This is a genomic window from Streptomyces sp. WMMB 714 (genome assembly GCF_900090125.1).
Lineage (GTDB): Bacteria > Actinomycetota > Actinomycetes > Streptomycetales > Streptomycetaceae > Streptomyces > Streptomyces daqingensis.
This window is the reverse complement of sequence record NZ_FMHJ01000010.1, coordinates 1-13407: the sequence shown is the minus strand read 5'-3', so window position 1 is coordinate 13407 and position 13407 is coordinate 1. Positions and strand designations below refer to the sequence as shown.

Here is a 13407-nt window from a genome sequence, read left to right as displayed (position 1 = left end):
CAGCCCAGCCACTGACGCAGCCACCCCTGCCCAACACCCGCCCCAGGCACAGGCACAGCCACAGGCACAGGGACATGCCCCGCCCCTGTCCCAGGCCCTGGCCCTGCCCCAGGCCCTGGCCCTTCTCCAACCGACCTTCGAACTGCTGGAGCTCAAGTGAGCAAGCCACCCTCTCCGCAAGGAGCCGTCACCGTCGCCGTCGACGGCCTGACGGTGAAACACCGCCGCACCACGGCACTTGACGCGGTCGACCTCGAACTGGGCGTCGGAGTGCACGGGTTGCTCGGCCCCAACGGGGCCGGCAAGACCTCGCTGATACGGGTGCTCGCAACCGTCGCAGCACCGAAGTCGGGCAGCGTGCGACTGCTGGGACGCGACGTCACGGGCGGCGCCTCCGGGCACTCCGCACGTACGGCGGCGCGTCGCCGACTCGGCTATCTGCCGCAGGAGTTCGGCTACTACCCGCGCTTCACCGTCCGTGAGTTCGTCACGTATGTGGCGTGGCTGAAGGAGATGCCCGGGGACGCCACTCCCGAAGCCGTCGAGCGGGCCGTCGACCGCGTCGGCCTCACCGACCGCATCGACGCGAAGATCAAGACGCTCTCCGGGGGCATGGTGCGCCGGGTCGGTATCGCCCAGGCCATCGTCAACGACCCGGACGTGCTGCTCCTCGACGAGCCGACCACCGGGATCGACCCGGAGCAGCGCGTGCGGTTCCGGTCGCTGCTGCGGCAGTTGGGCACCACCTCGACCGTCGTCGTCGCCACCCATCTCGTGGAGGACGTGGCCGCGGCCTGCACGAACGTCACGCTGATGGACGAGGGCCACGTCATCTACCAGGACACCCCGGCGGCCCTGGCCGCCCTCGCCGCGGACACCGGGAACGCTGCGGACGCCGGGAACGCCGTGCAGGTCGGGGACGCCGCGGGCACCGGCGACGCGGCGGGTACCAGGGGCGCCGCGGACACCGGGAACACCGTGCAGGCCGGGGACGCCGTGCAGGCCGAGGACACCTGGCAGGCCGAGGACACCTGGCAGGCCGAGGAGGCCGGCGACACCGCCATCGAGCGGGGCTACCTGGCCGCCCTCCGCCGCCACCGCACCACCCCGAACAGCACAGCAGCCTCGCAGGTACCGGCGACCAAGTCCGGACCGTGAACGGCCGCTCGTCCGGCGGCACCGCGCCGCACCCCGCACCGCGCCCCGCGCCGCACGTCCTGCATCTGCGCTGCCGCGCCCTTCCGTCGACGCTCGCGCTGCTGGCAGGGGCCGCCGCCGGTGCCGCTGCGGCTCTGCGGTGGCTGATGGCCCAGCCGGGCGGGGAGGCGTCCGCCCGTGCCGTCGTCACCGTGGGCTTCCCGGTGCTCGCCGCCGCGGCCATCGGCGTCAGCCTGCACAGCCTCTGCCCCGACGCGGACCGCTCGGCCTCCCGGCGCTGGTGGACGCTGCGTGCAGGGCACCTGATCGCGATGACGGTCCTCGCCGCCACTCTCCTCGCCACTGCCGTGCCCGGATCGCCCGTCGACTGGGGCACCGGGGCGATGGTGCGCAACGTGGCAGGCGCCGTCGGAGTCACCGCTCTGGCGGCGACCTTCATCGACGCCCGCTTCAGCTGGCTACCGATGTTCGTGTACGGCGGCGCGGCGCTCGCCCTCGGCCCACGGAGGCCGGGCGGCACGGAAGCACTGTGGCACTGGCTGATGCAGCCGGGCCCGCAGACCGGTGCCTGGACGACCGCGCTCGGCGCCCTCGCGGCCGGCACAGCCGTCTACGCCGTGGCCGGACCACGCCGCACGTCAGCAGGACGCTGACCGGCACCGGATCGGCCCGGCGACCCCGCCGCCAACGCGACGCCCGCCAAGCCGCTGGGCTGCCGCCCGCGCCCGCCCCACTCCTCACTTCTCCCTCCGCACTTCTCGCTCCATCACCCCTCCCTCCGCACTCCTCCCTCCGCACTCCTCAGCAACCCCACCCCACTTCCCAGGAACGCTCATGCCCTCTGTCTCAACGCTCTCGCGGACGGCGGCACGGCCCCGACGCGTCCGTCCCCCGCTCACGGAGGCCCGGCGCGGGCTGTGGGCGGCCGCCGTCACCCTCGCCCTGCTCGGCGGCACGCTGCTCGAACTGCTCCCCCACCGCGACAACCTGACCTTCAGCTGGGTCTGGCTCCACGACTCGCTGCGCGCGTTCGGTCTGCTGTACGGCGGCTCCTTCGCGGTCGCCGCCGGATGCCTGCTCGGCAGCCGTGAAGTCCGCAGGGGCACGGGGGAGCTGTACGCCTCGCTGCCGGCGTCCACGCTGCGCCGTACCGCGCTCGCCGCCGTACCGGCGGTGCTGTGGCCGGTCTTCGGGTACGTGCTGACCGCAGCGGTCGCCATCACCATCACCGCGGTCCACTTCGAGCCTCCGCACGGCTCGCCGTTCCCCACGCTGCTCTTCGCGGACGCCGTCGCGGTCGGCTCGCTCGGCCTGCTGGGATTCCTCGCCGGCCGGCTCCTCCCCCGGCCCCTCGCCTCACCCGTCCTGGGGGGCCTGACGGGCCTCGTCCTCTTCAGCCTCGCGGAGGAGGACGTCTTCCCCTTCGGCGTCGGCCTCCACGACTCCCTCAGCCCGCTCGGGCCGGCCGCCACGCACTGGCTGCCCTGGGACGCCCCCGCGTGGTGGTTCGGTCCGGCGTCGGCGCTGTGGTTCGGCGGGGTGGCGGCCGCGGCTCTGCTCGCCTACGCCGCACGGCGACGGCTCGCCGTGGTGGCCCTGGCAGTCGCGCTGACCGGTGCGGGCGTCCTCGTCGGCACCGCCGACGGCCTGTGGCGCACGGACCCCGGGGCAACCGCGCTGACCTGCGCCGACGGCAGCCCCAAGGTGTGCATGGTCAGCGTCCACAGCTCGTATCTGCCGCCCGTCTCGCGGGCTCTGAAGGGTGTGGCGGCACGGCTTCGCGGCATCCCGAACGCGCCGGAGCGGCTCATCGAGGTGCCCGTGGCGGGGACCGGCCGCCTGGTACCCGGCGCCCACGTTCCGCGCCGTGACGAGGCGGCCATCGGCACACCCGCCGTCAACTTCCCGGACGACCCCTCCTACTACGCTCAGGAGGCGGCCTACAGGACCGCGCTGTACGGGTGCGCGAAGTCGCCGGAGACGTACGAGACGCCCATCCCGGAGGAGTACAGCACGGCCGTCGCGGCGTGGCTGAGCGCTGACCCGGACGGCCCCTGGGGCCCCTCCGGCAAGATCAGCCGCCGTCTCGAGGCGATGTCCGGCGGCGAGCGCACCGCCTGGCTGGGCGACTACTTCGCCGCCGTACGGGACTGCCGCCCCGACCGCATCAGGGCCCCCTGACGCGAAGGCCCCGGTCCTGCGGCCCCGCGCCGCCGGACCGACGGCACCTCCCGCGTTTGGCGCAGGGAACCGGCGCTCCTGTTGCCGGTTCTCCGCGCTCCCTTTTGACTCGGTTGTGCGGACGTCCGTACGGAGGTGCCATCGATGCTCTCGTCCCGAAGCCTGTTCAGGGAGATCCTGGACAACGACCGCTCCTTCCAGCTGTTCTGTTCGATCGCCGCGAGCGGCGAGGCGCAAGGAGGCTGGGAGAACGCCCGGATCGCAGCACTGGTCCCCGAGAGCATGCGTCCCCTCGTCCCCAAGATCACAAAGCACGGCAAGGACGAGGAGAAGCACGGCCGGATCTTCAACGCCCTGCTGAAGAAGCGCGGTCTGGAGCCCGTCGAGGTGCCGCCGGAGACGGACTACACCATGCTGCTGGAGCGCCGCGGCATCGGGCTCATGCACGAGAAGCTGCGCCGCGACCGGGAGTTGAGCGAAGAGGACATCGTCATCTACCTCGCGCACAGCCGTGTCACCGAGGAACGGGCCGCCGCCCAGATGGCGATGCTGCTGAAGGCCTGCGGTGACGACGTCGAGACGAGCCGGGCGATCAGGATGATCAGCAACGACGAGGACGCCCATCTCGCCTACTGCCACGAGGAGTTGCTGCGTCTCATCGCGCTGGGGCACGGCGAGGCCGTCGGGCACCACCTGCGGGAGTCGGCCCTGGCGGAGATCTCCGTGCACCGCCAGGTCAGCCTCGCGGTGATGTCGCACATGGGGAACATCCTGCAGTGGCCCGCCGCCAAGTCGGCCGTCCTCGCAGCCGGGATCCACGCCCTGTACGCCTTCGAGCGTGCCGGAGGATGGCGCCGCCACACCGAGCTGAAGATGCCCGAGATGCGCAACGCCCTCGGCGAGCCGGCGAGCGCAGCGCCCGTCCTCTAGGACCAGTCTGACAAATGGCGCCGGGCCGGTGCCCCGGGCCGGTGCGCCGCGACGGGCACTTCGACGGCCACCGAAACGTCCGCGGCGCATCATGTCCCGTATGGACCCCACCAGCCGTATGGACCCCACCAGCCGCACGGAACGCGCCGGCCGTATGGACCTCACCGGCCGCACGGAACGCGCCGGCCGTACGGAACGCACGTGCGGACCCGGCCCGGCCCGCGACGGCCGCCCGCTCGCGGCGCTGGCCGGGCTGCTCGCCGACGGGACCCGCGCGTCCGTCTGCCTGGTGCTGCTCGACGGCCGTGCCTGGACGGCGGGTGAGCTGGCCCGGGCGGTCGGGGTGACGGCGGCCACGGTGAGTACCCACCTGGACAAGCTCGTGGCCGGTGGGCTGCTGGCGGAGGTGCGGCAGGGGCGGCACCGCTACGTGCGGCTGGCCGGGCCCGATGCCGCGCAGCTCGTCGAGGACCTGTCCGTACATGCCGGTCCGCCGCCGCGGCCCCGTTCCTCCCTGCGGTCCGCTTCGGCGGGAGCGGCGATGGCCCGGGCCCGCACCTGCTACGACCATCTGGCGGGCGCCCTGGGGGTGGCCGTCACGGACGCGCTGCTGGAGCGCGGACTGCTCCAGCAGTCGACCGGTTTCGCGGTGACGGAGGCCGGCGTGGCCTGGTTCGCGGAGCTCGGCATGGACCTGTCGGAGCGGTCCGGACGGCGTCCGATGGCGCGAGCCTGCCTGGACTGGACGGAGCGCCGGCCGCATCTGGCGGGCCGCGCCGGGGCGGCCCTGTGCACGCACGCGCTGCGGAGCGGCTGGTGCGAACGCGTCGGCAGCCGGCGGGCGTTGCGCGTCACGGCGAAGGGGGGCGAGGCGATGGCGGAGCTGCTCGGCATGGACGTCGGCGCCCTGTCGGGGACGGGAGGGACGGCGTGAGCAAGTGCGAGACCTTCCGGCGGCTTCACCACCGCCGGGCGGGCGAGGGGCCTCTGCTGCTGCCCAACGCCTGGGACCACGCGACGGCAGCCGCGCTGTACCGGCGAGGGTTTCCCGCCGTGGCCACGTCGAGCCTGGGCGTCGCCGCCGCCGCGGGACTGCCGGACGGCAGCGGCGCGGCCCGTTCGCACACGCTGGCGCTCGGCACGGGGATCGCCCGTCTGCCGGTGCCGGTGAGCGTCGACATCGAGGGCGGCTTCAGCGACGATCCGTCCGAAGTGGCCCTGTTCGCCTCGCAGTTGGCGGAGGCAGGTGTCGCCGGCGTCAACCTGGAGGACGGCCGGGCCGAGGGCGCGCTCACCGGGACGGAGCGGCACGCGGCGAAGATCAGGGCGGTGAAGGCCGCCGCTCCGGACCTGTTCGTCAACGCCCGCACCGACACCTACTGGGTCGGGACGGACGCCACACCCGTGGGTTCCCTGCGGCGGTGCGCGGCGTACGTCGCGGCGGGAGCCGACGGGGTTTTCGTCCCGGGGCTGGTCGAGCTGGACGAAATCGCCGCCGTGGCACGGGAGTTGCCCGTCCCGCTGAACGTGCTGCACTCCCCGGGCCACGCCTCGGCCCGCCGGCTCGCCGCCGCGGGCGTGAGCCGCGTCAGCCTCGGCTCGCTGCCCTTCCGGGCCGCCCTGCAGCACGCCGTGGACCTCGCCTGGACGATCGCCACGGCTGACGGCGACTCCCCGGGCGGCGCGCCGGCCCCCTCGCCCGTACCCGGCTACGCCCAAGTACAGGCCCTGCACGAGGAGTTCACCCAGCCGGATCGTCACCCCGGAGGAGCTGCCGGCTGACCGGGTACGGGTGACGGGGCCGGCGCGTCTCCCGCCGTGAAGCAGGCCGCCAGGAGCGCGCACGCCAGGCAGCACGTCATGATCAGCGCCATGGGCAGCGGGCTGCGGGTGCCGAACCAGCCGACCGCGGGGGCGGCGGCAGCCGAGAACGCGAACTGGCCGCATCCGAGGAGTGCGGAGGCCGCGCCCGGTGCGTCGCGGCCGCGGCTCTGCGCCACCGCGGTCACCGCCGGGAAGAAGACGCCGAACGCGCTGACGCCGGCGAACAGGCAGGCCCACGTACAGACGACCCCGCTCCCCACCGTCGCCTGCACGACCGCCAGGGTCGCCGTCGCGGCCAGCCCTCCCGCCGCCGACGCGACGAGGAGCGTCTCCGCACGCCATCTGCGTGCCAGCCGCCCGCAGGCCAGGCTCCCCATCACGTTGCCGACCGCGTTGGCCCCGTAGACGAGCCCGGACGCGGCCGGAGTCAGGTGGTAGAGCTCCTGGAACACGAACGACGTGCCGGCGATGTAGGCGAACACCGCCGCGCCGCCGAAAGCCACAGCGACGACGGGGAGGAGCACCTCACGTCGCCGTGCCAGGCGGCCCATGGAGCGGAGACCGCCCGCCACTCCGCCTCGCGTGCGCGCCGTCCGCACTCGGGTCTCCGGCACGCACCGTCCCACTCCGAGGGCCACCGCGAGCCCGATGAGAGCGAGCAGGACGAAGACGGAGCGCCAGGACGCGACGGTCAGCACCGCCGCTCCCACCAAGGGCGCCAGTACCGGCCCCATGGATGTGACGGCCCCCAACACGGAGTAGACGCGCGCCAGTTGGTGTCCCTCGAAGAGGTCCGTGACCACCGCCCGCGCGACCACGATGCCCGCGGCTCCCGCGAGGCCCTGCCCCACCCGGGCCGCGTCCAGAATCGCCGCCGTGGGAGCGAGAGCGCAGAGCACGGACAGGGCCGCGAAGGACGACGTCCCCCACAGCAGGACGGGCCGGCGTCCGACCGCGTCGCTCATCGGCCCCCACACGAGCTGCCCCAGGATGACGCCCACCAGGAACCCGGTCAGGGACGCCTGGACTTCGCCGCTTCCCGCGCCGAGCGAGTTCGCCATCTCCGGCAGCGCCGGTACGTACATGTCCGTCGCGAGGGGACTCGCGGCGCTCAGACCGGCGAGGACCAGGATCAGGCTCCACGCCCCGCGAAGGGTCCCGGCGTTCACAGCGGCGGCGCCGCGCCCGCGGCACCGCCCTCCGGGTCCGAGGTCCGCCGCGGGCTCTCCGAAGCGGCCACTTGCTGGAGCAACTCCGCGGCCAGCCGCAGGAGTCCGCGTTCCGCCGGGGTGAGGGTGCCGCGGAGAGCGGAGGCAAGCCAGGCGTTGCCGTCCCGCACGTGCTCCCTGAGTGCCTGTCTGCCCTCATCCGTGATGGAGACCTCTTGCCGGCGGCGGTCCGTGTCGCTCCGCGAACGAGAGATGCGGCCCTGGGCCTCCAACTCGTTGAGCACGCGCGTCAGCGACTGCGCCTGGAGCCCTTCGACGCCTGCCAGTTCGGTCGGCGTCATCGGACTGCTGTGCCGCAGGTTCGCCAGCAGCGACACGGCCAGACGCGTCAACCCCTCGCCGCCGGGCGGCTGTTCGGCACGCAGCCGCGACGCGAGCCTCGACACCCCCCACCGCAGCTGCTCCGCGGTTTCGGCGATTTCCCGGTCTTCCTCAGAGCCACACATGAAACCAAGCTAATACTTGGCTTGGTTCGCCGCAAATCAGCGGCATAGGTGCAGCAGAGGACGACATCCATAAGCATCAGCTTGGCAATGGTCATGTCTCGTCGAGGGTCGGTCCGCTCAGCCCGGCCGCACCGGGCCGGTACGTGCAGGGAGTGGTCGAGGTGAGTGCCGCGAACCCCAGCCGCTGGAGGATCGGACGGCTGTCGCTGGAAGCGTCCACCTGGAGGTAGCGGTAGCCCCTCCGCACGGCCACGTCCGCGCGGTACGCGACGAGGGCCCGGTAGAGGCCGCGTCCGCGCCACTCCGGCACCGTGCCGCCGCCCCACAGCCCGGCGAACGACCTGCCCGGTGGAAGCTCCAGCCGTGCGGCGCACACGGGTTCGTCACCCGCCATCGCGACGACCCCCGCCGCCGCGTCCGGAGAGTCGGCGAACTGTGCCTCCAGACGGGCGCGGAAACCCGGGTCGTCCGCGCCGAAGGCCGCCGCGTGCACGTCCGCCATCAGCCGGACGCCCGCCGCGTCCACCGCCTCGCGAAGCCGGACGCCGCGGGGAAGCTCCACCTCGGTACGGAGCGCCGACGCCTCGGCGACCATCAGCGTCTCGTCCTCACCCGGGGCGAAACCGGCGGCCAGGAGCCTGACCGCGAGGTCGCCGGGACGGTCGTGGGCGTACAGCTTCCACTCGAACTCCAGCCCCCTGGCGGCGAAGTACGCGATCTGCGCGCCGATCGCCTCGTCGGCGGTCTCCTCGTCCAGATCCGACCACAGGACACCCGTCCAGCCCGGCCAGTCCGCGGTCGCCCCCGACTGCCGCACCACACCGCCGACTTGCTCGACTCTCGCTCCCGGCCCGTCGGGCGCCGCGTTCCGGCGCATCTCGTCGTCGTAGGCCGTCAGCACGGCGTCCCGGTCCATCGTCGGAGCCCATCACCACGGCCGCCACACGGCAACGGAATATCGGCCGGGCGCGCGGGCGGCCGGGCGTGCCGAACGGGCGGCTCAGGGCAGGGCCGCGATGCCGTCGAGTTCGACCATGGCCTGCTCGTCCCAGAGGCGGACCACGCCGATCACCGCCATCGCCGGATAGTCGCGGCGGGCCCGCCGCCGCCAGATGGCGCCCAACTCCCGGGCGTGGGCGCGGTATGCGGGGACGTCCGTGGTGTAGACGGTCACGCGAGCGAGATCCGACGGGGCACCGCCGGTGGCCCGCAATGCCTCCAGCAGGTTGGCCAGCGCCTGCTCGAACTGCTCGGGAAGCGTGTCTCCGACGACGGCACCCCCGGAGTCCAGGGCCGTCTGCCCCGCGAGGAACACGAGCCGGGAGCCGGTGGCGGTCACCGCGTGGGAGAACCCGGTGGGCGGGGAGAGCGCAGGCGGGTTGATCCGCTCCAGGTGCGGTCCGGAGGGCGGACGGGAACCGGTCGTGGCGTCTGCGTCGGTCACCTGTAGAGCTCCTTCGCGATGATCGAGCGCTGCACTTCGCTGGCGCCCTCGTAGATCCGGGGAGCACGCACCTCGCGGTACAGATGCTCCAGGAGGTGGCCGCGCTGGAGCGCGGCGGCGCCGTGAATCTGCACCGCGACGTCCACCGCCTGCTGCGCCGTCTCCGTGGCCAGCAGTTTCGCCATCGCCGCGCGCCGCGCGATGTCCGGTTCGCCCCTGTCGTAGGCGGCCGCAGAGGAGTAGACGAGCAGCCGCGCCGCCTCGACCCGCGTGGCCGTCTCGGCCAACTGGTGGGAGACGGCCTGCAGATCACGCAGCTTCCCGCCGAACGCGTCCCTGCTGCCCGCGTGTCGGACCGCCGCGTCGAGTGCCGCCTGCGCCATGCCGTTCGCGAAGGCGCCGACGCTCGGCCGGAACAGGTTCAGCGTGCTCATCGCCACGCCGAAGCCTCCGTCCGGCTCTCCGAGGAGGTCGTCACGCGTCACCGGCACCCCGTCGAGGACGAGGGTGCCGATCGGATGCGGCGACAGCATCTCCAGCGCCTCACCCGACAGTCCGGCGCGGTCGGCGGGGACGAGGAAAGCCGTCACGCCGCGCGCGCCGGCACCCTCCGTCGTACGTGCGAAGACGGCGTAGACGTCCGCGAACGGCGCATTGGAGATCCACTTCTTGGTGCCGGTCAGCCGCCACCCTCCCCCGCCGTCGGGCTCCGCCCGCAGGGCCAGCGCCGCGGCGTCGCTGCCCGCGCCGGGCTCACTCAGCGCGAAGGCCGCCACAGCGCGACCCTCGATGATCCGGCCCAGCCATCGCCCGCGCTGCGCGGCCGTGCCCGCGAGCGCGAGCGGGCCCGCACCCAGCCCCTGCAGGGCGAGGGCCGTCTCCGCCTCCGTGCAGGCGTAGGCGAGCGATTCCCGCAGCAGGCACAGGTCCAGTGCGCTCGCCGGCCGCCCGTCCGGCGCGAAGAGGCGGCCGAGCAGGCCCGAGCGTCCGAGCGCGGCGAGCAGTTCGCGGTTGACGACGCCCTCCTCGCCGGCGTCCGCCAGCGGACGCAGCTCCTCGGCGGCCAGCGCCCGCAACTCCCCGCACCAGGCGAGCTGTTCCGGGTCCAGTGCGAAGGCGGGCATCGGCGGGTCTCCTCCAAGATCACGCGGCACGCGTACGGCCGCGGCCGTCCGGCCATGGACCGCTCCGCTGCGTCCGGCGAGGCGCCGGACGCAGTTCGCTGTATCGCGGACCGTTGACTGTCGTCACCAACACGTTACGCTCAACGGCACACCGGCGACACCGGCACTCCAGGCCGCCTCCCCTCACCCGTCCAGAGGCGGGACGGCCGCTAGGGGGCAGCGTCATGCACCTGAGCCCGTCCGCACATACCGATACCTTCGCCCGGGACCACCTGCCCCCGCCGGAGGAATGGCCGCAGCTGGTCTTCGACCGTCCCGAGCTGCAATACCCCCGGCACGTCAACTGCGGAGCGGAACTCCTCGACGGCACCGTCGAAGAATTCGGCGCCGAGCGCCCGGCCTTCCGCGGCGCCGACGGGGAGACCTGGACGTACGGCGAACTCCAGCGCCGCACCGACCGGATCGCCCACGTGCTGACCAGCGTCCTGGGCGTCGAACCCGGCAACCGCGTACTGCTGCGCGGCCCCAACTCCCCGCAGCTCGCCGCCTGCTGGCTCGCGGTGATGAAGGCGGGCGCCGTCGCCGTGACCGTCCTCGCCGCGCAGCGCGCCCATGAGCTGCGCACCGTCTGCTCGATCGGCCAGGTCAGCCACGCGCTGTGCGACATCAGCGCGGTCGACGAGCTGACGAAGGCCGAGGTGCCGGGGCTGGACGTGACGGTGTTCGGCGGCGAGGCCCCCGACGACCTCCTCGCCCTGTGCGAGGAGCAGCCCGACCGGTACGAGGCGGTGCGGACCGCCGCGGACGACGTCGCACTGATCGCCTTCACCTCCGGCACCACCGGACGGCCCAAGGGCTGCGTCCACTTCCACCGCGACGTACTCGCGATCGCCGACACCTTCTCCGCCCACGTGCTGCGCCCCCGGCCCGACGACATCTTCGCCGGCAGCCCGCCCCTGGGATTCACCTTCGGACTGGGCGGACTCGTCATCTTCCCGATGAGAGCGGGAGCTTCAGCCCTGCTGGGCCAGTGGAGCGGACCCGAGCAGATGCTCGCCGCGGTCCAACAGCACCGCGTCACCGTGCTGTTCACCGCCCCGACCGCCTACCGCGGCATGCTCTCCGCACTCGGCCCGGCGGGCCCCGACAGTGAACGCCCGTACGACATCAGCTCGTTGCGACGATGCGTCTCGGCCGGCGAGAACCTCCCCGCGGCCACGTGGACGGCGTGGCACGAGGCGACGGGGCTACGCCTGATCAACGGCATCGGGGCGACGGAGATGCTGCACATCTTCGTGAGCGCCGCCGACGAGGCGATACGGCCCGGCACGACCGGCGTCGCCGTACCCGGTTTCGAGGCCCGCGTCGTGCACACCGGCCCCGAGGGGGAGCTCGTGGCCGCACCCGACGGCGACCCCGGACTCCTCGCCGTCCGCGGCCCCGTCGGCTGCCGCTACCTGGCCGACCCGCGGCAGCGCGAATACGTACGGGGCGGCTGGAACCTCACCGGCGACACCTACGTACGCGAAGCCGACGGCTACTTCCGTTACGTCGCCCGCGCCGACGACATGATCGTCTCGGCCGGCTACAACATCGCGGGCCCCGAGGTCGAGGACGTCCTGCTGCGCCACCCCGGCGTCGTCGAAGCCGCCGTCGTGGGACGCCCGGACGAACTGCGCGGACAGGTCGCCGTGGCGTACGTGGTGATGCGGGACGCCGCCGAGCACCCCGCAGCCGCCCCGCCGGAGAGTTCCGGCGAAGAGGAGACGGAGCGGGGAGCAGGAGCGGAGCGGGAAGAAGGGGCGGAGCAGGAAGCAGGGGCGGGGCAGGGAGACGGGGCGGAGCAGAGAGAAACGGCGGGCCGGTCACAGGACGAAACAGCGGAAGAGCTCCGGGAGTTCGTGACCTCGCACCTCACGCCGTACAAGTGCCCCAGGGAGATCGTCTTCGTCTCCTCGCTGCCGCGCACCCCCACCGGCAAGCTCCAGCGGTTCCTGCTGCGGCAGGCCGCCGCGGAGGACGGAGGAAGCCCCCGAAGGCCGATCTAGAGTGACGGCGTGAACGCGCAGCCGCCCCCCACCGTGCCCAAGCCGTCGCCGAGCTCGCTCATCCTGACCTTCTACGGCGCGTACGGACGCGACTACCCCGACGGCACCGTGCCGATCGCCACCCTCGTCCGGCTCATGGGCGCCGTCGGCGTCGACGGCCCGTCCGTACGCTCAGCGGTCTCGCGGCTCAAGCGGCGCGGGCTGCTCACCGCCGACCGGCCCGGCAGCAAAGCCGCCGGGTACGCCCCCTCGGCCGCCGGCCGCCAGCTCCTCGACGACGGCGACCGCCGCGTGTACGCCAAGCCGCAGCCGGACGGGCGCTGGCTGCTCGCCGTCTTCTCCGTCCCCGAGAGCGAACGCGGACGCCGTCACATACTGCGGTCCCGGCTCGCCCGGCTCGGCTTCGGCAACGCCGCCCCGGGCATCTGGGTCGCACCGTCCCATCTGGAGGAAGAGACCCGGCACAGCCTCACGAGACTCGGCCTCTCCGCGTACGTCGACCTCTTCAGCGGGACGCACGAGGGCTTCGAGCCGACCGCGCAAGCCGTTGCGCGCTGGTGGGACCTGGACGCGCTGGCCACGCTGCACCACTCCTTCCTCAGCGTCCACGAACCGGTGCTCCGGAGCTGGTCGAAGCGCCGCCGGGTACCGCCCGAAGAGGCCTACAGCGACTATCTGCCCGCCCTCGACGCCTGGCGCCGGCTCCCCTACGCCGACCCGGGACTGCCGACGTCCCTGCTGCCCGCCCCGTGGCCCGGCGAACGGTCGGCGGAGGTGTTCTTCGCGCTGCACGGCAAGCTGAGCGGCCCGGCCCGGGAGCACGCCGTGGGGCGGCCCGGGGCCGTCGGGTCGGAGGCGGGCGCGGGGGCAGGCGCGTAAGTCCCCTGGGACGCGCAGGTTCTGGGGGCATGGGTCCTGGGTGCGGGCGTGTGTCTGGTCGGTGCGGGTCGGGGTCGGGCGTGGCGGGGTGTGTGTGGCTGGCGGGGGGGCTGGTGTGTGGGGTGGGTTTCGTTGGTGTCGGGG

The 13407-nt window shown here is 73.4% G+C and carries 12 protein-coding genes and 1 pseudogene; 8 read left to right on the top strand and 5 right to left on the bottom strand.

The genetic code is table 11. From position 1 onward, the window contains the following. Positions 1–156 precede the first annotated feature (156 nt). From H181DRAFT_RS18630 to H181DRAFT_RS18605, 6 genes and pseudogenes are all read left to right on the top strand, one after another. Positions 157–867: pseudogene (locus tag H181DRAFT_RS18630) on the top strand (ABC transporter ATP-binding protein); the annotation flags it as partial. Between the two features lie 287 nt (positions 868–1154). After that, the gene (locus H181DRAFT_RS18625) at positions 1155–1811 is read left to right on the top strand and encodes a hypothetical protein (RefSeq protein ID WP_045865683.1); all 657 of its coding nucleotides are present in this window, start codon (positions 1155–1157) and stop codon (positions 1809–1811) included. 181 nt (positions 1812–1992) lie between these two features. Further along, positions 1993–3339, top strand: coding sequence for a hypothetical protein (locus H181DRAFT_RS18620; RefSeq protein ID WP_045865682.1), 1347 nt, complete (start codon positions 1993–1995; stop codon positions 3337–3339). Positions 3340–3483: 144 nt separating this feature from the next. Continuing rightward, positions 3484–4269, top strand: a complete 786-nt coding sequence (locus tag H181DRAFT_RS18615) for a hypothetical protein (protein ID WP_045865681.1) — start codon at positions 3484–3486, stop codon at positions 4267–4269. Between the two features lie 100 nt (positions 4270–4369). Further along, entirely contained in the window at positions 4370–5203 is an 834-nt protein-coding gene (locus H181DRAFT_RS18610) for a helix-turn-helix domain-containing protein (RefSeq protein WP_254666905.1), read from the top strand. Next, positions 5200–6051, top strand: a complete 852-nt coding sequence (locus tag H181DRAFT_RS18605) for an isocitrate lyase/PEP mutase family protein (protein ID WP_045865680.1) — start codon at positions 5200–5202, stop codon at positions 6049–6051. Before H181DRAFT_RS18610 ends, H181DRAFT_RS18605 begins: the two co-directional genes overlap by 4 nt. Here H181DRAFT_RS18605 and H181DRAFT_RS18600 read toward each other — a convergent pair. The 5 genes from H181DRAFT_RS18600 to H181DRAFT_RS18580 form a co-directional block, all read right to left on the bottom strand. Beyond that, positions 6027–7262: a multidrug effflux MFS transporter gene (locus H181DRAFT_RS18600; protein WP_045865679.1), complete on the bottom strand. Its 1236-nt coding sequence runs from the start codon at positions 7260–7262 to the stop codon at positions 6027–6029. The two genes, H181DRAFT_RS18605 and H181DRAFT_RS18600, sit on opposite strands and share 25 nt — an antisense overlap. Next, positions 7259–7768 (bottom strand): MarR family winged helix-turn-helix transcriptional regulator, encoded by a 510-nt coding sequence (locus tag H181DRAFT_RS18595; protein WP_045865678.1) that lies wholly within the window; start codon positions 7766–7768, stop codon positions 7259–7261. The genes H181DRAFT_RS18600 and H181DRAFT_RS18595 overlap by 4 nt, the downstream gene beginning before the upstream one ends. Before the next feature lie 91 nt (positions 7769–7859). Beyond that, on the bottom strand, positions 7860–8684 hold the full coding sequence (locus H181DRAFT_RS18590; protein ID WP_045865677.1) for a GNAT family N-acetyltransferase: 825 nt from the start codon (positions 8682–8684) through the stop codon (positions 7860–7862). Positions 8685–8768: 84 nt separating this feature from the next. Next, positions 8769–9161 (bottom strand): RidA family protein, encoded by a 393-nt coding sequence (locus H181DRAFT_RS18585; protein WP_045865850.1) that lies wholly within the window; start codon positions 9159–9161, stop codon positions 8769–8771. Positions 9162–9208: 47 nt separating this feature from the next. Next, positions 9209–10336 (bottom strand): acyl-CoA dehydrogenase family protein, encoded by a 1128-nt coding sequence (locus tag H181DRAFT_RS18580; RefSeq protein WP_045865676.1) that lies wholly within the window; start codon positions 10334–10336, stop codon positions 9209–9211. A 224-nt stretch (positions 10337–10560) separates the two neighbouring features. Between H181DRAFT_RS18580 and H181DRAFT_RS18575 the strand changes: the two genes are divergently transcribed. Together H181DRAFT_RS18575 and H181DRAFT_RS18565 are read left to right on the top strand one after the other, a co-directional pair. Beyond that, on the top strand, positions 10561–12384 hold the full coding sequence (locus H181DRAFT_RS18575) for an AMP-binding protein (RefSeq protein WP_045865675.1): 1824 nt from the start codon (positions 10561–10563) through the stop codon (positions 12382–12384). A 9-nt stretch (positions 12385–12393) separates the two neighbouring features. Next, positions 12394–13263, top strand: coding sequence for a PaaX family transcriptional regulator (locus tag H181DRAFT_RS18565; RefSeq protein ID WP_074467936.1), 870 nt, complete (start codon positions 12394–12396; stop codon positions 13261–13263). The last annotated feature ends 144 nt before the right edge of the window (positions 13264–13407 follow it).

Coding starts and splice junctions, on each gene's coding strand:
- H181DRAFT_RS18610 (WP_254666905.1), top strand. CDS start 4,370: ATGGACCCCACCAGCCGTATGGACCCCACCAGCCGCACGGAACGCGCC.
- H181DRAFT_RS18615 (WP_045865681.1), top strand. CDS start 3,484: ATGCTCTCGTCCCGAAGCCTGTTCAGGGAGATCCTGGACAACGACCGC.
- H181DRAFT_RS18590 (WP_045865677.1), bottom strand. CDS start 8,684: ATGGACCGGGACGCCGTGCTGACGGCCTACGACGACGAGATGCGCCGG.
- H181DRAFT_RS18595 (WP_045865678.1), bottom strand. CDS start 7,768: ATGTGTGGCTCTGAGGAAGACCGGGAAATCGCCGAAACCGCGGAGCAG.
- H181DRAFT_RS18620 (WP_045865682.1), top strand. CDS start 1,993: ATGCCCTCTGTCTCAACGCTCTCGCGGACGGCGGCACGGCCCCGACGC.
- H181DRAFT_RS18580 (WP_045865676.1), bottom strand. CDS start 10,336: ATGCCCGCCTTCGCACTGGACCCGGAACAGCTCGCCTGGTGCGGGGAG.
- H181DRAFT_RS18575 (WP_045865675.1), top strand. CDS start 10,561: ATGCACCTGAGCCCGTCCGCACATACCGATACCTTCGCCCGGGACCAC.